The organism is Pseudomonas paraeruginosa, assembly GCF_003025345.2.
Taxonomy (GTDB): domain Bacteria; phylum Pseudomonadota; class Gammaproteobacteria; order Pseudomonadales; family Pseudomonadaceae; genus Pseudomonas; species Pseudomonas paraeruginosa.
Window position 1 is genome coordinate 5,135,001 of record NZ_CP020560.1, and the last position, 20,458, is coordinate 5,155,458.

Genomic DNA, 20,458 nt, shown 5'->3' on the forward strand with positions numbered 1-20,458 from the left:
GGCCGGAGGCCGCGTAGGCAAGGAACAGCAACAGGAGAATACGCGGCGGATCGGTAAAGACCACGGCGAAGGCCAGCACCACGATGAGGATCGCCACGAACGGCACGCGGCCGCGCAGGTCGAGATCCTTGAAGCTGTGGTACTTGATGTTGCTGACCATCAGCACGCCGGCGGCGGCGACCAGCAGGGCGACGAGGAAGGCAACCTTGGCGCCCTGGATCTCGAAATCGCTGAACGCCCATACCGTACCCGCCACCAGCGCCGCGGCGGCCGGACTGGCCAGGCCGATGAAATAGCGCTTGTCGGCCTTGCCGACCTGGGTGTTGAAACGAGCCAGACGCAGCGCGGCGCCCGCAACGTAGATGAAGGCGACCATCCAGCCGACCTTGCCGAGGCTGCCAAGCGCCCATTCGAAGGCGACCAGCGCCGGCGCCACACCGAAGGCGACCATGTCGGACAGCGAGTCATACTCGGCACCGAAGGCGCTCTGGGTGTTGGTCAGGCGGGCCACGCGGCCGTCCAGTCCATCGAGGACCATGGCCACGAAGATAGCGATGGCGGCGTTGGCGAACTGGCCGCTCATGCCATTGATGATGGCGTAGAAGCCGGAAAACAGGGCCGCCGTGGTGAACAGGTTGGGCAGCAGGTAGATACCGCGGTGACGAACCTTCCGCCCTTCGGCGTCGTGCCCTTCTTCTATATGTTCGTCGATGGGCAGCAGGCTTTCTTCGTCGGAGGCCTTGTTCGGCTCCTCGGGACGTTCACTCATGGACAATTCCTTGGGAACTGATGGGGTGCGAATATGCCGACAGACTCTTCTGACTAGGAAGACAGTTCCGCCGGCCCAGGCTTTATACCAGATCGCCAGGCAAGAACGAAAAAACGCGGCCGGGGCCGCGTTTCTTCGTATGTCGCCGGAGCCGCTTAGTTCTTGCTCTTGTCGACGATCTTGTTGGCTGCGATCCACGGCATCATCGCGCGCAGTTTCTCGCCGATCTGCTCGATCGGGTGAGCAGCGTTGTTGCGGCGGTAAGCTGTCATCGACGGGTAGTTCGCCGCACCTTCGGTGATGAACATCTTCGCGTATTCGCCGTCCTGGATGCGCTTCAGGGCGTTGCGCATGGCAGCGCGGGATTCGGCGTTGATCACCTCCGGACCGGTTACGTACTCACCGTACTCGGCGTTGTTGGAGATGGAGTAGTTCATGTTGGCGATGCCGCCTTCGTACATCAGGTCGACGATCAGCTTCAGCTCGTGCAGGCACTCGAAGTAGGCCATTTCCGGTGCATAACCGGCTTCGACCAGGGTTTCGAAACCGGCCTTGACCAGCTCCACGCAACCGCCGCAGAGAACGGCCTGCTCACCGAACAGGTCGGTTTCGGTCTCGTCCTTGAAGGTGGTTTCGATGATACCGGTACGGCCGCCGCCCACGCCGCAGGCATAGGACAGCGCGACGTTCTTGGCATTGCCGGAAGCGTCCTGGTAGATGGCGATCAGGTCAGGGATGCCGCCGCCCTTGACGAACTCGGAGCGCACGGTGTGACCCGGGGCCTTCGGCGCGATCATGATCACGTCGAGGTCGGCGCGCGGGACGACCTGGTTGTAGTGGATGGAGAAGCCGTGGGCGAAGGCCAGGGTCGCGCCCTTCTTCAGGTTCGGCTCGATCTCTTCCTTGTACAGGCGACCCTGGAACTCGTCCGGGGTGAGGATCATGACCACGTCGGCGGCGGCGACGGCGCTCTTCACGTCGGCGACCTTCAGGCCGTGCGCTTCGGCCTTGGCCACGGTGGCGGAGCCGCTGCGCAGGCCCACGGTGACGTCGACGCCGGAGTCTTTCAGGTTGCAGGCATGGGCATGGCCCTGGGAACCGTAACCGATGATGGCAACTTTCTTGCCCTGGATGATCGAGAGGTCACAGTCTTTGTCGTAGAAAACGCGCATGGGAATTCCCCTTCAGTAAGGCCTCGCGGGCCTGCTTTCAGTTCAGATGCTCAGAGTCTTGTCGCCACGGGCGATGCCGGTGACGCCGCTGCGGACCACTTCCAGGATCGACGCGGTGCCGATGGCCTGGATGAAGCTGTCCAGTTTGTCGCTGGTGCCCGCCAGTTGCACGGTATAGACGCTACTGGTGACGTCGACGATCTGTCCACGGAAGATGTCGGTGGTGCGCTTTACCTCGGCGCGCTGGGCGCCGGTGGCCTTGACCTTCACCAGCATCAGTTCGCGCTCGATATGGGCGCTTTCCGACAGATCGACCAGCTTGACCACCTCGATCAGCTTGTTGAGGTTCTTGGTGATCTGCTCGATCACCTCATCGTGTCCCACGGTGGTCAGCGTCAGACGCGACAGGGTCGGGTCCTCGGTCGGCGCCACGGTCAGGCTTTCGATGTTGTAGTTGCGTTGGGAGAACAGGCCGACCACGCGGGACAATGCGCCAGGCTCGTTTTCCAGCAGCAGGGAAATGATGTGTCGCATGATCAGGTACGCTCCGTCTTGCTCAGCCACATGTCGCGCATCGCGCCGTCACGGATCTGCATCGGGTAGACGTGCTCGCTGGCGTCCACCTGGATGTCGAGGAAGACCAGGCGGTTCTTCAGGGCGAACGCCTCTTCCATCTTCGGCTTCAGGTCCTTCAGGTCGGTGATGCGCATGCCGACATGCCCGTAGGCTTCGGCAAGCTTGACGAAGTCCGGCAGGGATTCCATGTAGGAATGCGAATAGCGGCTGTTGTACTGCATGTCCTGCCACTGGCGAACCATGCCCAGCGCACCGTTGTTCAGATTGACGATCTTCACCGGCAGGTCGTACTGCAGGCAGGTCGACAGCTCCTGAATGTTCATCTGGATACTGCCTTCGCCGGTCACGCAGGCTACGTCGTCGTCCGGGAAGTTGAGCTTGATGCCCATCGCCGCCGGGAAGCCGAAGCCCATGGTGCCGAGGCCGCCGGAGTTGATCCAGCGGTTGGGCTTGCTGAACTTGTAGTACTGCGAGGCGAACATCTGGTGCTGACCGACATCGGAAGTGATGTAGGCGTCGCCATGGGTGACTTCGTAAAGCGTCTCGATGACGGTCTGCGGCTTGATGATGCTGCCGTCGCCCTTGTCATAGGGGAACAGCCCGCGAGTGCCGCGCCATTCGTCGATCTGCTTCCACCAGGCGACCTGCGCCTCCTGGTTCGGGGTCTCGCCGATTTCCTTGAGGATCGCGACCATTTCGGTGAGGACGCTGTCCACCGGGCCGACGATCGGGATATCGGCCTTGATGGTCTTGGAGATCGATGCCGGATCGATGTCGATGTGGATGATCTTGGCGTTCGGGCAGAACTTCGCCGCGCCGTTGATCACCCGGTCGTCGAAACGCGCGCCCACGGCGAGGATCACGTCGCTGTGGTGCATCGCCAGGTTGGCGGTGAAGCTGCCGTGCATGCCGAGCATGCCGAGGAACTGGCGATCCGCGCCCGGATAGCCACCCAGCCCCATCAGGGTGTTGGTCACCGGCAGGTTGAGCATCTGCGCCAGCTCGGTCAGCGGCGCCGCGGCATTGCCCATGATCACGCCACCGCCGGAGTAGACCACCGGGCGCTTGGCCGCCAGGAGCATCTCGGCGGCCTTGCGGATCTGCCCGGAATGGCCACGCACGGCCGGGCTGTAGGAGCGCAGCTTGACCTTCTTCGGATAGGAATACTCGAACTTCTGGGTCGGATCGCCCATGTCCTTCGGAATATCCACGACAACCGGCCCCGGACGACCCGATTGCGCCAGGTAGAAGGCCTTCTTGATCACCTCGGGGATCTCCGAGGGATGCTTGATGATGAAGCTGTGCTTCACGATCGGCCGGGAAATGCCGACCATGTCGGTTTCCTGGAACGCGTCGGTGCCGACCATGTTGCTCGGTACCTGGCCCGACAGGATCACCATCGGGATCGAGTCCATGTACGCGGTGGCGATGCCGGTGATGGCGTTGGTCGCGCCCGGGCCGGAGGTCACCAGCACGACACCGGGCTTGCCGGTGGCGCGGGCGTAGCCGTCGGCCATGTGGGTAGCCGCCTGTTCGTGGCGCACCAGGATATGGGTCACGTCGTGCTCCTTGAAGAGCGCGTCGTAGATATGCAGGAGGGCACCACCCGGGTACCCGTAGATGTACTTAACGCCTTCGTCGCGCAACGAGCGGACGACCATTTCAGCGCCAGATAAAAGCTCCACGTTTTCACCTCTAGAACGCTATACGGCCACCCAGGGGCGGGCGACCGAAATTCGGTTGGCTGCCCGGCAGAGCATGGGTGACGGTAGTCACCGGCTACGTCAACTGCCGATTGAGCGAACTTGGAAGGGCGCCTGGTGTTACGGAGCTCTTCCACCCAGCGCGAGGTAACGCGAAGCAGGGTGTAACTTTCGGCGCGGGTAGGCACCTCATGGTCTGCCGGAGAGGGGACTGGGTTGCAGACGGCCCGCTACAGCGAGCTTGGATTCTTCGCATTCGCCGGACGCAAGTCAAGCTTTATTCTGAAATTTATCAAAAAAAATTCCACGGAAGACGGCATACCCTTCCATAAAAAAGCTGATCAACTAACAAAAACAGATTTTATGGCTAGAAAATTCTGATTTAGAGCAAACATTGCCAAAATGCCCATGATTCCCGCGAGGACTTGCCAAGGCGTGGCCGTCTCCGGCGGCGGTTGTGATGCCGTGCAGCATGCCGGGCCGGTGGATTTGGTTATAGTTAGCCGCAGTTAGCGCATTCCAAGGACTCCGCATGCGACGCATGATCCTCCCGGCCAGCCTGTTGCTCGCCCTCTCCTCTTTCGCCATGGCCGCGCCGATCTACAAATGGGTCGACGCCGAGGGCGTCACCCATTTCGGCGCCCAGCCGCCGCAGGGAACCCAGGCCACCACGGTGAACACCCAGACCGCCCCGCCGCAGAACGACTTCCCGCTGCCCGCCTCGGTACCGGCGCCGACCATCGAGCGCAAGCCGGCCCTTGAGGAAAAGCCGGCCGACCCCGAACAGAAGGCGATCGACGACAAGGTGAAACAGCAGGTGGCGAAGGAGGAAGCCGAGCGCAAGCAGTTCTGCGAGGAAACCCGCAACAACCTCGCGCAGTTGAAGAACAACCCGCGCGTACGGGTCGACGAAGGCAAGGGTGAGCTGCGCCGCCTGGGCGAGGAAGAACGCCAGGAGCGAATCGCCAAGGCAGAGAAGGCGATCCAGGAAAACTGTCGCTGAGACGAGAACGAGCCGGCCTCGAAAGCATCGGTCCCGACGCCGCTGCGCGGTGCGATGCCAGCGTCCGGCCTCTCCGGCAGGAAGAAACCCGGCTACAGGCCGGGTTCTTCTTGCCGGGGCGAGTTCATGACGACTCGCCGATCAGCCGATCGAACTCGCCAAGCGCCGCCAGCAGGCCGGCGACCTTCTCGCCACGCTGCGCATAGACCACCTCGGCCATGGCCAGGATGCCCGAGGCTTGCGGCAGGGCGCTATCGCTCTCGAGAATCAGCTTCATCCGCGGCAGGAATATCCATTGCAGCCATTCCTCCAGGGCCAGCGTGTCCACGCAGAACGGTTCGGGACTGGCCAGCGCCTCTGCGGCGGGACTGCTTTCGCTCCACCAGTGGAGGGCACGCAGCTCGCGCTCGATCAGCAGCAACTGATCGGCCAGCGCATGGACCCGCCGATCCATCACGAGCTTGCCTTGGCCTTCTGCCGGGCCAGCGCCGCGCCGGCGGAATCACCCTGCTTTTCCCGCGCCTGGGCGATCAGTTCCCAGAGCCCGGCCTGCAGGGTCGGTCGGCCATTGGCATAACTCAGGCCGCGACGTGCGACCTGCTCGGCCTGCGCCGCATCGCCCTGGGCCAGGCGCACCTGGGCCAGGCGATAGAGCACCTGCGGCTCCCTCGGGGCGATACGCTGGGCACGCTCGAGACTGGCGGCGGCACTGTTCAGGTCGCCGCTGCCCTGCTGTTGCTGGGCGGTGGTGAGCATCGCCAGGACAGGTCCGTCCAGCTGCTCGTCGGCCGCCAGGCTACCGGCCGAGCCGGAAGCCGGAATGCCGCTGGGCGCGGCCCGGGGAGCGCTGCCGGGAGCGGTGCTGGGCGGCATGCTGTAGCTGCCGCCCAGCGGCGCCGTGGGAGCGTTGCCGGACGGGGCCTGGTACGAGGTGCCGGACCCGATCGGCGCGCTGTTGATCGGCGCAGCGCCGGACTGCGCCGGGAAGGTCTGGATCGGCGCGGCATTGGCGCCCTGCGGCACCATCACCACCACGCCGGAGTCGCCGCCCTGGGGAATCCCTTGGGCCGCCGCGCCTTGCGTGCGCGGCACCTGTGTCCGGGTGATGCGGAAACCGCCGCTTTCCTGGTTGGAAACCGGAGTACCGGCATCCACCACCGGAATCGCGCCGTGTTGCGGACTGGCGCAACCCGCCAGCAGGGCGCTGCCGGCGAGCGCGGTGAGTAGGAAAATCTTCTTCACTTCAGGTCCTCTCGGATCAATTCAGCCAGCCACGCACCCAGTCCATAACCTCGCCGGCCGGGTTCTGGATCCCGCAACCGGGGCCCTGGGCGGGCTCGCTGCCACGAATATAGGGCATCTGCACGGCGTTCGGGCAGTCCGCCGCCGAGCCCTGCCCGGTCTGCGCATCGACCCAGGCCATCACCACGTTCTCCGGCATCGGCATCTCCAGCGGTTGCGGATGGGCCTTGCGCATGAAGCTGGTCCAGACCTGCAGGGCGCCGGTGGCACCGGTCAGGGGAGTCTTGCCGTTGTCGTCGCGACCGAGCCAGACCACCGCCTGGAGGTCGCCGCCGAAACCGGAGAACCAGCTGTCGCGGGAATCGTTGCTGGTACCGGTCTTGCCGGCCAGGGTCAGCGACGATGGCAATTGACTGTACACCGAACGCCCGGTGCCTTCGCGCATCACCCGCTGCATGGCGTTCTGCACCAGGTAGACGGCGCCCGAGTCGAAACGCTGCTCGACCTGGAACGGATAGCGCTTGAGCGGCTGGCCGTCGGCGGTCAGCACGCTGCGGATGCCCCGCAGCGGCGTGTTGAAACCGCCGCTGGCGATGGTCTGGTACATGGTCGCGACTTCCATCGGGCTGAGCGAACCGGCGCCCAGCAGCATCGACGGGTAGGCCGGCCAGTCGCGGTTGATGCCCAGCCGGGCGACGGTCTGTAGCACATTGGGCACGCCAACGTCGAGGCCGAGCTTGGCGGTGGACAGGTTGTAGGAGTTGGCCAGGCCCTGGTACAGGAAGATCGTCCCATGCGAGCGCCGGTCATAGTTCTGCGGGCGCCAGACCTGGCCGTCCTGGCCTTTCACCGCGAAAGGCTCGTCCTGGACCCAGGTGGTCAGGGTGTACTTGCTCGGCCGCTCCAGGGCGGTCAGGTAGACCGCCGGCTTGATCAGCGAGCCGATCGGCCGCACTGCGTCCAGTGCCCGGTTGAAACCGGCGAAGCGCGGCTCGCGGCTGCCGATCAGGGCCTGGATCTCGCCGGTCTCGGGATTGGTGACGACCATCGCCGCCTCGACCTGGTCGACGCCCTTGCGCCCGCTGAGGCGCTTGAGCGTTTCGTTGACCGAGGTCTCGGCCTTCTCCTGCAGGATCGGGTCGAAGCTGGTGAAGATGCGCAGCCCTTCCTCGGTCAGGTCCTCGTCGCGGTAGTCCTGGCGCAACTGGCGCTTGACCAGGTCGAGGAAGGCCGGATACGAACTGTCGGCCATGCTGCCCTGGCGGGTTACGCCGAGCGGCCGCTGCTTGGCGGCGTCGACTTCCTGCCGGGTCGCCACGCCCTGCTCGGCGAGCACGTCGAGCACCAGGTTGCGCCGCGCCAGGGCGCGGTCCGGGTAGCGCCGCGGGTTGTAGTACGACGGCCCCTTGACCATGCCGACCAGCAACGCCACCTGGTCGAGCTTGAGCTCGGCCAGCGGCTGGCTGAAGAAATACTGGCTGGCCAGGCCGAACCCATGGATGGCGCGCTGGCCGTCCTGGCCGAGGAACACCTCGTTGAGATAGGACTCGAGGATGTCGCGCTTGTCGTAATGCAGTTCGAGCAACACGGCCATCATCGCCTCGTTGAGCTTGCGGCTCAGGCTGCGCTCGTTGCTCAGGAAGAAATTCTTCACCAGTTGCTGGGTCAGGGTGCTGCCGCCCTGGCGCAGCTGGCCGGCGGTGGTGTTGACCCAGACCGCGCGGGCCACCGACTTCAGCGATACGCCGTGGTGGTTCCAGAAGTCCCGGTCCTCGACCGCGACCAGGGTATCGATGAGGTAGGTCGGCACCTGGTCGAGCTTGACCAGGATGCGGTCTTCGTGGTGAGCCGGATACAGGCCGCCGATCAGCAACGGCTCCAGCCGCGCCACCGCCAGTTCCTTGCCGCTGGCCTCGTTCAGCCCGCTGACGTAGTTGCCGTTGAAACGCACGCGCACACGCTGGGCCGGTTCGGCCCCTTCGTAGAACTGGAAGCCACGGGTATTGAGCTCAACCGCGCTGGCCGCCACCGATACGGTGCCGGGCCCGGTCACGCTGGGCTCGCGACGGTAACCGAGGGCGTCGAGTTCGCGCAGGAAGTCTTCCTTGCTCAGCTTGAGGCCGTTGAACAGCTCCAGGGGACGGGCATAGACCTTCGCTGGGATGGTCCAGCGCCGGCCGGAGAATTTCTCCTGGACCACCGCATCGAGATAGATGGCGAAGCCGGCCAGGAGCACCAGGCCGACGAGGCCGAGCTTGAGTGCCCAGCCGAGCCACTTGTTCAGGCCGGGAGCCGGGCGTGCTTTTTTTCCGTTACGGGAGCGGGGGGATCGGGGACGCGTCATGGCGGCGCATTATACGTACTTTATCCACAGCGGACAGACACCGAATCGAGCGGCATCCACGGTCTGCGCGGCCCCGGTGGATAGGCGCGGCGGCGGCGCGGCGCATTCGACCGGCGATCCGGCAAATGGTTGCCATCCGCCAGCAAGGTTTGCACTGTCACCCCTTCCCGCCATAATGCGGGTTTCGCATATTTCCGAGGCAAGGATATCCCGTGAGCCAGACCCTGATCGCCGCCCTGCAGAACCCGGCCCTCTACCCCCACCCGGTGGAGCGCTTCGAGGTCATCGAGACGCACATCTCCTGGGTCCTGTTGACCGGTCCCTACGCCTACAAGATCAAGAAGCCGATGGACTTCGGCTTCCTCGATTTCACCAGCCTGGAAAAACGCCGCTTCTATTGCAACGAAGAGTTGCGCCTGAACCAGCGCCTGACCGACGACCTCTACCTGGAGGTCCTGCCGGTGACCGGCAGCGAACAGGCGCCGCACATCGGCGGCGACGGCGAGGCCATCGAATACCTGCTGAAGATGCGCCAGTTCCCGCAGGACAACCTGCTGGCGGCGATCCAGGGGCGCGGCGAGCTGAGCAACCAGCACATCGACGAACTGGCCGAGCAGATCGCGCACTTCCACCAGACCACTCCGAAGGTGCCGCTGGAGCATCCGCTGGGCACCGCCGAATCCTGCATGGCGCCGGTGCGGCAGAACTTCGAACAGGTCCGCCCGCTGCTCAAGGACAAGGCCGACCTGCAGCAGCTGGACGCCCTCGAAGCCTGGGCCGAGAGCAGCTTCGAACGCCTGCTGCCGGTACTCCGCGAACGCAAGGAGCAGGGCTTCATCCGCGAATGCCACGGCGACATCCACCTGGGCAACGCCGCGCTGATCGACGGCAAGGTGGTGCTGTTCGACTGCATCGAGTTCAACGAGCCGTTCCGCTTCACCGACGTCTGCGCCGACTTCGCCTTCCTCGCCATGGACCTGGAAGACCGTGGCCTGAAATGCCACGCGCGGCGCTTCGTCAGCCTCTACCTGGAACGCACCGGCGACTACCAGGCCCTGGAACTGCTGAATTTCTACAAGGCCTACCGCGCCATGGTCCGCGCCAAGGTGGCGCTGTTCAGCCTCGGCTACCAGACCGACGCCGTGCAGCGCGCCGCGACCCTGCGCCAGTACCGCAACTACGCCAACCTGGCGGAAAGCTACAGTGCCATTCCCTCGCGCTTCCTGGCCGTCACCCATGGAGTTTCCGCGGTCGGCAAGAGCCAGGTGGCCATGCGCCTGGTGGAGGCCCTGGGCGCGGTGCGCCTGCGCTCCGACGTGGAACGCAAGCGCCTGTTCGGCGAGCAACCGGAGAACGACAAGGGCCGGTTCGCCGCCGGGATCTATAGCACCCAGGCCAGCGAGGCGACCTATGCGCACCTTCACCAGTTGGCTGCGAAGGTCCTCCAGGCCGGCTACCCGGTGGTGATCGATGCCGCCTACCTGAAGCAGAACCAGCGCCAGGCCGCTTGCCACATTGCGGAAGAAACCGGCGTGCCGTTCCTAATCCTCGACTGCCAGGCGCCCGAAGCGGTGATCGCCGGCTGGCTGGCGCAGCGCCAGGCGGAAGGCCGCGATCCTTCCGATGCCACCCTCGACGTGATCCGCACCCAACAGGCCACTCGCGAGCGGTTGTCGGCGGCCGAGACGGCACAGAGCAAACGCGTCGATACCCACGACGCGGCCAGCCTGGACGGCCTGGTCGACGGCATCCGCCAGCGCCTGCCCGGTCTCTGAGCACGGTCCAGCGCCGCCCGCTCCGTCCGGAGCGGGCGCTGTGCCACTACTCTTCTATACTCTGGGCGAGCCTTCCGCGCAGGACGCCGCCCATGAACGCCCCCCGTCAGCTCGATTCCCCGCTCTACCAGCTGTTGCACGACGAAGACATCGAAGGCTTCAACCGACAGAAACCGGCCGACGGCTGGATCGACCTGGCCGGCGGCGATTTCCGCGGCCTCGACCTGCGCCTGCTGGATGCCGCCCGGGTCGACTTCAGCGATGCCTATTTCCGTGGCGCCGACCTGCGTGGCGTGGATCTGCGCGAGGCACGCCTGGAAGGCGCCAGCCTCGCCCACGCCCAGATCTCCGGCACCTACTTCCCGCTGCGCCTGGCGGCGGACGAGATCCGCATGTCGGTAAGCTTCGGCACCCGCCTGCGCTACCTGCCCGAGGTCTGACGCCCAGCGGCCACGTTTTGCCGGAGGACCGCTACACTTCCCGACAGGTATCCGGCCGGCTGAGGACCGGTCCCGGACCGCATCCACCGGTCCCGGGCCGGTTCCTGGCAGTTCCGCGCCATCACGCTTCTGAGCGGCATCGCAAGGACCGACGATGAACGACGAACTGCTGAACCTGAAGAACCTGGGCAAGACCTCCACCCAATGGCTGCATGCCGTGGGCATCCACAGCGCCACCGACCTGCGCCGGCTCGGCTCGGTGGGCGCCTACCGGGCGGTCCGCGCGCGCGGCTTCCGCGCCTCGAAAGTACTCCTCTATGCCATCGAGGGCGCCCTGCTGGACGTGCACTGGAACGAGCTGTCGGCGGACCACAAGGCCGCGCTGCTGGGCGAGCTGGAGACTTTCCCCGCACGAAACAAGAGCTAGCTCACACCTGCCACGGGAAGACATTTACTCCTCCCGGACGCCCACCTATCGTCTCGTGGACGTTCGTACCTCCTCTCCCGCCCAGGCAGCTCAAGGAAATGGCCATGTATCTACTCGGCGAGCAACCGGCTTATGCCGATCAACTGATCAACCGCCTGCAGGGAATCCCCCACCGCTTGCTCGAAGGCCTTTCGCCCAGCGGCCCCACCCTCGAGGTGGAGCGCAGCGACGACCTGGAGCACGAACTGCCCGACGACCGGATCTTCCTGGTGGAAAGCGGCCTGCTCCATGCGCTGGTCGACGGGCGCCCGCTGTTCTACCTGCAGGAAGGCGACCTGCTCGGCCTGCGCCGCGGCCTCGACCTGCCCGCCTGCCGGCATGCCAACGAGGAAGCGATCCGTCTGCGTCCCTATTCGCGCAGCGAGGTGCTGCGGCACTTCCATGCCGACGAAGGACGCCAGGAACTGCTGCTGCAATACCTGATCGGACAGACCGCCCTGCTCGGCGACGCCCTGGCGCACCTGAAGCAGCCGGAAATCCGCCCGGCCACCGGCTTCCGCCATTTCGCCGCGGGCGAAGCGCTGATCCGCCAGGGCGACGAGGCCGACCATGTGTTCATCATCATCGAGGGTCACGCCGAGGCGCTGGTGGATGGGCAGAAGGTCGGCGACGTGCAGAAGGACGAGATATTCGGCGCCATGGCCGTGTTCACCCGCGAGAAGCGCAGCGCCACGGTGGTCGCCAGCGAACCCTGCACGGTGATGGTGATTCCCAAGGAACAGTTCCTCGGCCTGATGCAGAACAACCCGCGGATCGCCCACAGCCTGATCGAAGGCATGGCCCGGCGCATCGACCTGCTCAACCGCGAAGTGACCCAATTGCGCCTGCCACGCAGCGCCTGAACCTTTCCAGAGGCCTCGCGACTAGCTAGCAGAAAAGTTTCGCGAAAGCGTTTGACATGGAAATGAGAATCATTATTATATCACTCAACTGGTCGCGAGATCAGCCGGTAAGCTGAGAGACCCACGCAGTCGGACTCTTCAGATTATCTCCTCATCAGGCTAATCACGGTTTTTGACCCGGCACTTTGCCGGGTCTTTTTTTGCCTGCGATTCGGGCCCCGGACGACCGTTCATCGGCTGGGAATGGAATGAATGAGAACCGACTTGACCCGATAATGAGAATAGTTATTATTACACCACCTGGCCGCGAGGCCAGCAGGTAAGCTGAGAGACCCACGCAGTCGGACTCTTCAGATTATCTCCTCATCAGGCTAATCACGGTTTCGACCCGGCACTTTGCCGGGTCTTTTTTTGCCTGCGAAAAGCCTCTCGCGTCGCCAGTCTTTCAGCGCGCCTGCATTTCCGCGCAATAGTCCTTCTCCGGCAACGCCGGCGTATACCAGGCATAGTCGGCCTCGCGCGACGTCACCGCCTGGCCCGCTTCGACCAGCAGCAGCACCCGCACCTCCTGCACGCCAAGGTCACGCAGGTGGACCGGCACGCCAAGGTCGCGCCGCGCGTGGAACCCGCCGGCGATGAGCAGCGCCGGCAGCGGCGCATCGCGAAGGCGCTCGGCCATGCGCCGGTCGCGTTGCTGCTGGACGGCGAGCATTGCCGGCAATTGGTCATCGGGAAGCATGCCGCAGTGGGATTCGCGAATCTGCGCGAGTAGCGGCAGGCGCACGCTGTCGCGCCGGGACGCCGTTCCCGCGGGCAGCGGGCGCTCCTTGTAGATCCGCATGATCTCGCTCCGCTCGAGATTCGCCGCGAGCAATGGCGCGGGTTGCGCGAGCGCCCAGGTCACCAGGGGTCCGTACTGAGACCAGTCCCAACCTTTCCGCCAGTCCAGGGCCTGCTCCAGGTTCGCCACCGGCTTGCCGGCCTTACGTTGCGCCCTGATCGCATCGACACGCGGCTGCTGGTCGGGACCGAGCATTTCCAGCAGCAGGCTGCCTTGCGCCCGGCGTTCGCCCAGGGCCCGCGCCAGCCATAGTTCGAGGGCGTGATGGTCGGGGTTGTCGTGCTTCTCGCCAACGATCACCCGTGACGCCACAGCCAGGCGTTCGAGCAGTTGCCCGGGGGTCAACGTCGCACCGCTGCGCAGGTCGACGATGCGTCCGGTCCGTGGATAGTCGCGTCCCTCCGGACCTTGCCACTCGGGCAACGGCGGCAGCTGGGACTGGCAACCGCCCAGCAGCAGGCAGAGGGCGAACAGGCGAATGCGCATGGCAGCTCCTTCAGCGGGCGACGATCAGCGGATGACCTCGCTCGGGATGACGTTGGACCAGGACTTCGAGACCGAACACCGCGCGCAGCGGCTCGGGGCGCAGGACCTCCTCGGGCGCGCCGAGCAGGTGCGGACGGCCATTCTGCAACAGCAGCAGACGGTCGCAATAGCGCGCGGCCAGGTTCAGGTCGTGGAGGATCACCAGCACCGAGGCGCCGCGCCGGGCGAAATCGTGCACCGCCTGCAGGGTGGTGTGCTGGTGCAGCGGGTCGAGCGCCGAGGTCGGCTCGTCGAGCAGCAGTACCTGCCCCGCCGCTCCCGGCCAGAGCTGCGCCAGTACCCGCGCCAGATGCACGCGCTGGCGCTCGCCGCCGGACAGAGCCAGGTAGCTGCGCCCGGCCAGATGGCTGGCATCGGCAGCCGCCAGCGCCTCGGCGATGATCCGTGCGTCGCGCTCGCGGCCACTGGAATGCGGCAACCGGCCGAAACCGACCACCGCCTCCACCGGAAACGCGAAGCCCAGCGACGAACTCTGCGGCAGCACCGCCAGGCGCTGCGCGCGGGCTACGCCCGCCCACTGGTCGAGTCCGCGCTCGTCAAGCAGGACTCGTCCCTCGGCCGGCTCCAGTTCCCCGCAGAGCGCGCCGAGCAGGGTGCTCTTGCCGGCGCCGTTGGGGCCAAGCACACCGAGCACCTCGCCGGCCCGCAGCTCCAGCTCCAGGCCCTCCAGCACGGTCTTTCCGCCACGGCGGATGGACAGGTTCTCCACGCGCAGCATCAGGCCCGCCCTCGCAGCAACAGGTAAAGGAAGAACGGCGCGCCGATCAGCGCCGTGACGATGCCGATCGGCAGCTCGGCCGGTGCCAGCGCCAGGCGCGCCAGCAGGTCGGCGAGCAGCAACAGGGTGGCGCCGGCCATCATCGAAGCCGGTAGCAGGGTCCGGTGGTCAGGGCCGGCGACCAGGCGGATCAGGTGCGGCACCACCAGGCCGATGAAACCGATCATTCCCGCCGCCGCCACCGCGGCGCCGACACCGAGTGCGGTACAGAGCACCAGCTCGGCCTTGAGGCGCTCGACATCGAAGCCCAGATGGCGCGCTTCCGATTCGCCGAGCAGCAGCGCGTTCAACGCGTCGGCCCGGCGCGGCAGCCAGCAGGCCACCAGCAGCGCCACCAGCAGCAGCGGCCACAGGCGCGGGTAGCTGGCGCCATTGAGGCTGCCGAGGTTCCAGAAAGTCAGGGTGCGTAGCGTGGCGTCGTCGGCGAGGTAGGTGAACAGCCCGATCACCGCGCCGGACAGCGCGGTCAGGGCGATCCCCGCCAGCAGCATGGTGGCCACGCTGGTCTGGCCATCGCGGCGGCCGAGTCGATAGACCAGCCAGGTAACCCCCAGGCCGCCACCGAAGGCGCACAGCGACAGCAGGTAAGGCGCGAGGACCGCCGGCAGGCCGCCCAGCGAGGCGCCGAACACGATCGCCAGCGCCGCGCCGAGCGCCGCGCCGCTGGACACCCCGACCAGGCCGGGATCGGCCAGCGGATTGCGAAACAGGCCCTGCATGGCAACGCCGGACAGCGCCAGCACGGCGCCCACGGCCAGGCCGAGCAGGGTCCGCGGCAGGCGGATCTGGCCGAGGATCATCTCCGCCTGGGCCAGGCCCGCTCCATCGAGTGGCAGACCGGCCAGGCGCAACGCGGCGCGCAGGGTATCGCCCAGCGGCAGGCTGACGGGACCGAGGGCGAGGGACAACCAGAGGACCAACACGAGCGAAATCCCCAGCGCGCCGAACAGCGCGCGGGGACGAACAACCGATTTCAATGGGCGGCTTCCGTACTCAGCGGTTTCGCGGAAGGATAAAAGGCTGCGGAAAGCGCCGCCAGGCCATCCGGCAGGCGCGGACCGAGACCGCCTACCAGCAGGGTCGGGTCCAGCACCAGCAGGCGCCCGTCGCGGGCCGCGCGGGTCGCGGCGAGGCCTGGGTTCTGCTTGAGCAGGGCGGCGCGCGCGGCGTCGCCCTCCAGGCTGCGGTCGGCGATCACCAGCGCGGCAGGATCGAGCGCCGCCAGGGCTTCCACCGAAATCGGCTTGTAACCCTCATGGGCGGCCAGGTTGCGCGCCCCGGCCCGGTTCAGCACCCAGTCGCCGCCGGTGTTGCGCCCGGCCACCAGCACCTGCCCGCCGGCATTGCCGATCACCAGCAGGACGCCCGGCGCCGGCTGGCTCTTCTGTGCCGCTGCGATCCAGTCGGCCTGGCGTCGCAGGCGCTGGCGGTAGTCGAGCTCGGCGGCCTCGGCGCGCTGCGGCACACCGAGCCAGTCGCCGAGCTTCTTCAGATTGCTTTCCAGGGCGTCCAGATCCGCTTTGGCGGAAAGGGTCTCGACCCGCACACCGGCACCTGCGAGCTGCTCGAGCACCGGCGGCGGGCCCATTTCCTCGGTGCCGATGAGGATATCCGGACGCAACGCCAGCACGCCCTCGGCAGCCAGCTGGCGCTGGTAGCCGACGCTCGGCAACTGTTTCAGCGCCTGCGGATGCTGGCTGGTGGTGTCCACCCCGACCAGCTTGCTTTCGCCACCCAGCGCCACCACCCACTCGCTCAGCGAGCCGCCGGCGCTCACCCAGCGCTGCGGCAGGCCATCGGCCCGGGCCACGCCAGCGCCGAGCAGCAGGCCCAGCGCCAGGCCGTTGAATAGTCGTTCGATACGCATGTTCTCTCCTCAGAGCGCCTTGAAGGATTCGGCCAGTTCGCGCCAGTCGTCGCGCTCGGGCTGGCCGGGCTTGCGCGCGCCGAACAGTTGCACGACCAGTTCGCCGTCGGCGTCGAAGGCTTCCCAACTGGTGACGATGCCATCGCTGCTCGGCTTGCGCACCCGCCACAGCTCGGCGATGCCGCTGGTCTTCAGATGCAGGTTGAAATCCGGATCGAGCACGTTGAACCAGTCGTCCAGCCATTTCAGGTTGCACACCGGCCCGGTATGGATCTGGATGCAGTGGGCATTGCCGACGAACACCATGATCGGCAATCCGCTTTCGGCCGCCGCCTCGAAGAGCTTCGGCAGATCGCCATTGTCCAGGCGCTCGGCCCATTCGCCGCCGGCCAGGCGCAGCGCCTGGGTGCGCTGCGCGCCATGCTTCTTCAGCAGGGCGTGGAAATGGTGGGTGTCCTTCAACGCGGCCCAGCCTTCGCGCAAGGCGGCGGCATCGATCTGCGCATCGGCGACCGCCGTCGCCGGCGCGCTGGGCTCGCGCAGCGCCAGCACGGCATCCTGCCCGGCAGCCCGCAGGCGCTCGACCAGCGGCTCCCAGGCGCGGACGGCGCTGGCCTCGGTAAGAAATACCTTATGTACCGCCACGCCCTGCTGGTCGAACACCTGGATGCTGCGCTGGATACCCCGCGGCGTCTCCTCGGTAATGGCGAAGGCGGCGTTCCAGCCCCCCAGGAACAGGCGCAGGTCGATGTCCGGGGAAACCACCAGGCCCATTCGGCCGTTGGCCGATACCGTCACCTCGCGATACGGCCCCTTGCGCTCATGGACGCAATGTTCGTTGCGGGTGAGCGCCATGATCGGTCCCAGTTCGCCGAGCGCCGGCAGCAAGGCGGACCAGTCCGGGCGCAGGCGCACGGCATCGATGCCGACCCGGCTGGCGACCAGTTCGCCCTCGCTGACCCGCAACTGCGCCGCAGCGTCCCGCGCGCGCAACTGCGGCCGCTCGGCGCGCAGGTCCTGCCAGGCCCGGTAGAGCTCGGCGGGGGAATGGGAAAGGGTGGGAGTGCTGCTCATCGACGGTTCCTCGGGCATTTCCGGTTCGGTAGCGCAAACGCGCAAAAACAGGTGAACTTTGCCATAAAACGCATATCTGAATCCATTTGATAATTATTTGCATTAGCGTTTTTCTGGCAGTACCTTGTGCGCCCGACGTCCCCCTGGCTATCCGCCATCGGCCCGACCCAAGGAGTCCCACATGTCGCTCGCCCCGCCCTTCGCCCTGCGCCCCTGCCTGGCCCTGCTGCTGCTCAGCCCTTCGCTGGCCCTGGCGGGGAATGCCGTCCCGCTGACCCCGACCACCATCACCGCGACCCGCACCGAGCAGGCGGTGGACGCTGTGCCGAGCACCGTCAGCGTCCAGACCCGCGAGCAACTGGACCGGCAGAACGTCAACAACATCAAGGAACTGGTGCGCTACGAACCCGGTGTCTCGGTCGGCGGCACCGGCCAGCGCGCCGGGATCACCGGCTATAACATCCGCGGCATCGACGGCAACCGCATCCTCACCCAGATCGACGGGGTCGAGCTGCCCAACGATTTCTTCAGCGGCCCCTACGCCCAGACCCACCGCAACTACGTCGACCCGGACATCGTCAAGCGCGTGGAAATCCTCCGCGGCCCGGCCTCGGCGCTATACGGCAGCAACGCCATCGGCGGCGCGGTGAGCTACTTCACCCTCGATCCATCAGACATCATCAAGGACGGCAAGGACGTCGGCGCCCGCCTGAAGACCGGCTACGAGTCGGCCAGCCATTCCTGGCTGACCTCGGCCACCGTCGCCGGCCGCGCCGACGACTTCGACGGCCTGCTGCACTATGGTTATCGCCGGGGTCACGAGACCGAATCCAACGGCGGCCACGGCGGCACCGGACTCTCGCGCAGCGAAGCCAACCCGGAGGACGCCGACAGCTACAGCCTGCTCGGCAAGCTGGGCTGGAACTACGCCGAAGGCAGCCGTTTCGGGCTGGTCTTCGAGAAGTACAAGAGCGACGTCGACACCGACCAGAAGAGCGCCTATGGCGGCCCCTACGACAAGGGCAAGCCGGCGATACCGCCGAGCGTGCTGCCGGGCGGCATGTACCAGTGGCGCAAGGGCAACGACACCCTGACCCGCGAACGCTACGGCCTGGAACACCACTTCCTGGTCGACAGTCCGGTCGCCGACCGCATCCAGTGGAGCCTCAACTACCAGGTGGCGAAGACCGACCAGGCGACCCGCGAGTTCTACTATCCGATCACCCGCAAGGTCCTGCGCACCCGCGATACCACCTACAAGGAACGCCTGTGGGTGTTCGACAGCCAGCTGGACAAGAGCTTCGCTATCGGCGAGACCGACCACCTGCTGAGCTACGGGATCAACCTCAAGCAGCAGAAGGTCACCGGCATGCGCAGCGGCACCGGCACCAACCTGCAGACCGGCGCCGAGAGCCCGCGCGACGCCCTGGAGCGCAGCAGCGACTTCCCCGACCCGACGGTGAAGACCTACGCCCTGTTCGCCCAGGACAGCATCAGGTGGAACGACTGGACCTTCACCCCCGGGCTGCGCTACGATTACACGCGCATGGAGCCACACATCACCGACGAGTTCCTGCGCACCATGAAGCAGAGCCAGAACACCGCGGTCGACGAGTCGGACAAGAAATGGCACCGGGTCTCGCCCAAGTTCGGCGTGACCTATGACTTCGCCCAGCACTACACCTGGTACGGCCAGTACGCCCAGGGCTTCCGCACGCCCACGGCGAAGGCGCTGTACGGGCGCTTCGAGAACCTGCAGGCCGGCTACCACATCGAGCCGAACCCGAACCTCAAGCCGGAGAAGAGCCAGAGCTTCGAGACCGGCCTGCGCGGCAAGTTCGACGAAGGCAGCTTCGGCGTGGCGGTGTTCTACAACAAGTACCGCGACTTCATCGATGAGGACGCACTGAACACCGCTGGCACCGGCGGCAACGGCCAGACCTTCCAGGCCAACAATATCGAGCGCGCGGTGATCAAGGGCGTGGAACTCAAGGGCCGCCTGGAGCTCGGCGCCCTCGGCGCGCCGCAGGGCCTCTACACCCAGGCCAGCGTGGCCTACGCCCATGGCCGCAACAAGGACAACGGCGAGCCGATCAACAGCGTCAACCCGCTCACCGGCGTGTTCGGCCTCGGCTACGACGAGGCCGACGGCAACTACGGCGGCCTGCTCAGCTGGACCCTGGTCAAGCGCAAGGACCGCGTCGACGACAGCACCTTCCACACCCCGGACGGCACCGCCAGCCAGTTCAAGACCCCGGGCTTCGGCGTTCTCGACCTCAGCGCCTACTACAAGTTGAGCAAGGACCTGACCCTCAACGCCGGCCTCTACAACCTGACCGACAAGAAGTACTGGCTGTGGGACGACGTACGCGGCTACGACGGCGTCGGCGAGGCTTCGGCGCTGGCCCCGGCGAACCTCGACCGGCTGTCCCAGCCGGGACGAAACTTCGCGGTCAACCTGGTCTGGGACATCTGAGTCTTTCCCCTTCGCACACGGAAGTGCCCCTATCCCCGCGCCCGGCTCCTGCCGGGCGCTTGCATGGCGGACAGGTGAAAGCCGCCCTCCGGATCGGGGATAATCCCGGCAAACGGAGCGCCCATGATCCACCTGTGTCCCTCTTCCCTGCTCGCCGAAGGCACCAGCCGCGGCTTCCGCGTCGATGAACGCCGCCTCTTCGCGGTGCGCCGCGACGGCCGCGCCTACGTCTACCTGAACCGCTGCCCGCACCGCGGCATCCCGCTGGAGTGGCAGCCCGACGCCTTCCTCGACGACAGCGCCAGCCTGATCCGCTGTGCCAGCCACGGCGCACTGTTCCTCGTCGAGTCGGGAGAGTGCGTCGCCGGGCCCTGCGCCGGGGAGCGGCTGCGCGCCCTGCCCTGTCGGGAAGACGCCGAGGGACTCTGGGTGGAGCTGGACGACTGACCCAACCCGGGTTGGGCGGCAGGCCGCGCGCCAACGACTAGGCTGTGCGGCACAACGACAAGAAGAGGAAGGAACG

General features: G+C 66.1%; 19 protein-coding genes (1 of these 19 running past the window's edge). 7 read left to right on the forward strand and 12 right to left on the reverse strand.

Translation table 11 applies throughout. The features are described from left to right. The 4 genes from pssA to B7D75_RS24335 all read right to left on the reverse strand — a co-directional run. A protein-coding gene (gene pssA / locus B7D75_RS24320) for a CDP-diacylglycerol--serine O-phosphatidyltransferase (RefSeq protein ID WP_003095061.1) crosses the window boundary here: on the reverse strand, positions 1-769 show its 5' portion. The gene continues 47 nt to the left of window position 1, outside the view; the window shows 769 of its 816 coding nt (coding positions 1-769); the start codon lies at positions 767-769; its stop codon lies beyond the left edge, outside the window. Between the two features lie 155 nt (positions 770-924). Next, positions 925-1,941 carry a ketol-acid reductoisomerase gene (gene ilvC / locus B7D75_RS24325; protein ID WP_003148652.1) on the reverse strand — a complete coding sequence of 339 codons (1,017 nt, stop codon included), beginning with the start codon at positions 1,939-1,941 and terminating at the stop codon, positions 925-927. 42 nt (positions 1,942-1,983) lie between these two features. Further along, positions 1,984-2,475, reverse strand: a complete 492-nt coding sequence (gene ilvN / locus B7D75_RS24330; RefSeq protein WP_003095069.1) for an acetolactate synthase small subunit — start codon at positions 2,473-2,475, stop codon at positions 1,984-1,986. Positions 2,476-2,477: 2 nt separating this feature from the next. After that, complete coding sequence (locus B7D75_RS24335) at positions 2,478-4,202, reverse strand: acetolactate synthase 3 large subunit (RefSeq protein ID WP_012077454.1); 1,725 nt, start codon at positions 4,200-4,202, stop codon at positions 2,478-2,480. Positions 4,203-4,752: 550 nt separating this feature from the next. Between B7D75_RS24335 and B7D75_RS24340 the strand changes: the two genes are divergently transcribed. After that, positions 4,753-5,223 carry a DUF4124 domain-containing protein gene (locus B7D75_RS24340; RefSeq protein ID WP_003148655.1) on the forward strand — a complete coding sequence of 157 codons (471 nt, stop codon included), beginning with the start codon at positions 4,753-4,755 and terminating at the stop codon, positions 5,221-5,223. Between the two features lie 124 nt (positions 5,224-5,347). Here B7D75_RS24340 and B7D75_RS24345 read toward each other — a convergent pair whose 3' ends face one another. From B7D75_RS24345 to mrcB, 3 genes are read right to left on the reverse strand one after another with little or no spacing between them, the layout of a single operon-like run. Beyond that, on the reverse strand, positions 5,348-5,677 hold the full coding sequence (locus B7D75_RS24345; protein WP_033998117.1) for a YqcC family protein: 330 nt from the start codon (positions 5,675-5,677) through the stop codon (positions 5,348-5,350). Continuing rightward, positions 5,677-6,465 carry a penicillin-binding protein activator LpoP gene (lpoP, locus tag B7D75_RS24350; RefSeq protein ID WP_012077457.1) on the reverse strand — a complete coding sequence of 263 codons (789 nt, stop codon included), beginning with the start codon at positions 6,463-6,465 and terminating at the stop codon, positions 5,677-5,679. Before lpoP ends, B7D75_RS24345 begins: the two co-directional genes overlap by 1 nt. Positions 6,466-6,481: 16 nt before the next feature. After that, the gene (mrcB, locus tag B7D75_RS24355; protein ID WP_107114499.1) at positions 6,482-8,809 is read right to left on the reverse strand and encodes a penicillin-binding protein 1B; all 2,328 of its coding nucleotides are present in this window, start codon (positions 8,807-8,809) and stop codon (positions 6,482-6,484) included. Between the two features lie 212 nt (positions 8,810-9,021). On the opposite strand from mrcB, the gene B7D75_RS24360 reads away from it, so the two are divergent. The 4 genes from B7D75_RS24360 to B7D75_RS24375 all read left to right on the forward strand — a co-directional run bounded on the left by B7D75_RS24360 (position 9,022) and on the right by B7D75_RS24375 (position 12,353). Further along, complete coding sequence (locus B7D75_RS24360; RefSeq protein ID WP_107114500.1) at positions 9,022-10,584, forward strand: bifunctional aminoglycoside phosphotransferase/ATP-binding protein; 1,563 nt, start codon at positions 9,022-9,024, stop codon at positions 10,582-10,584. A gap of 92 nt (positions 10,585-10,676) precedes the next feature. After that, entirely contained in the window at positions 10,677-11,024 is a 348-nt protein-coding gene (locus B7D75_RS24365) for a pentapeptide repeat-containing protein (protein WP_034082194.1), read from the forward strand. 154 nt (positions 11,025-11,178) lie between these two features. After that, positions 11,179-11,451: a TfoX/Sxy family protein gene (locus tag B7D75_RS24370; RefSeq protein ID WP_003148662.1), complete on the forward strand. Its 273-nt coding sequence runs from the start codon at positions 11,179-11,181 to the stop codon at positions 11,449-11,451. Positions 11,452-11,555: 104 nt separating this feature from the next. Beyond that, positions 11,556-12,353: a cyclic nucleotide-binding domain-containing protein gene (locus B7D75_RS24375; RefSeq protein ID WP_058136686.1), complete on the forward strand. Its 798-nt coding sequence runs from the start codon at positions 11,556-11,558 to the stop codon at positions 12,351-12,353. A 445-nt stretch (positions 12,354-12,798) separates the two neighbouring features. On the opposite strand, the gene B7D75_RS24380 is transcribed toward B7D75_RS24375, so the two are convergent. Genes B7D75_RS24380 through B7D75_RS24400 form a run of 5 tightly spaced genes read right to left on the reverse strand, consistent with a single transcriptional unit; the run spans position 12,799 to position 17,459 of the window. Then, positions 12,799-13,680 carry a ChaN family lipoprotein gene (locus B7D75_RS24380; RefSeq protein WP_107114501.1) on the reverse strand — a complete coding sequence of 294 codons (882 nt, stop codon included), beginning with the start codon at positions 13,678-13,680 and terminating at the stop codon, positions 12,799-12,801. Between the two features lie 10 nt (positions 13,681-13,690). After that, positions 13,691-14,458, reverse strand: coding sequence for a heme ABC transporter ATP-binding protein (locus B7D75_RS24385; RefSeq protein WP_043100802.1), 768 nt, complete (start codon positions 14,456-14,458; stop codon positions 13,691-13,693). Further along, positions 14,458-15,441 (reverse strand): FecCD family ABC transporter permease, encoded by a 984-nt coding sequence (locus B7D75_RS24390; RefSeq protein WP_079977081.1) that lies wholly within the window; start codon positions 15,439-15,441, stop codon positions 14,458-14,460. Before B7D75_RS24390 ends, B7D75_RS24385 begins: the two co-directional genes overlap by 1 nt. A 50-nt stretch (positions 15,442-15,491) precedes the next feature. Next, a complete protein-coding gene (locus B7D75_RS24395) occupies positions 15,492-16,385 on the reverse strand; it encodes a hemin ABC transporter substrate-binding protein (RefSeq protein ID WP_034082190.1) in 894 nt (297 codons plus the stop codon). Between the two features lie 9 nt (positions 16,386-16,394). Next, positions 16,395-17,459: a hemin-degrading factor gene (locus B7D75_RS24400; RefSeq protein WP_107114502.1), complete on the reverse strand. Its 1,065-nt coding sequence runs from the start codon at positions 17,457-17,459 to the stop codon at positions 16,395-16,397. Between the two features lie 181 nt (positions 17,460-17,640). Here B7D75_RS24400 and phuR point away from each other — a divergent pair, with 181 nt between their 5' ends. Together phuR and B7D75_RS24410 are read left to right on the forward strand one after the other, a co-directional pair. Further along, positions 17,641-19,935, forward strand: a complete 2,295-nt coding sequence (gene phuR / locus B7D75_RS24405; protein WP_058146547.1) for a heme/hemoglobin uptake receptor PhuR — start codon at positions 17,641-17,643, stop codon at positions 19,933-19,935. 99 nt (positions 19,936-20,034) lie between these two features. Beyond that, on the forward strand, positions 20,035-20,382 hold the full coding sequence (locus B7D75_RS24410) for a Rieske (2Fe-2S) protein (RefSeq protein WP_074197265.1): 348 nt from the start codon (positions 20,035-20,037) through the stop codon (positions 20,380-20,382). Positions 20,383-20,458 lie beyond the last annotated feature (76 nt).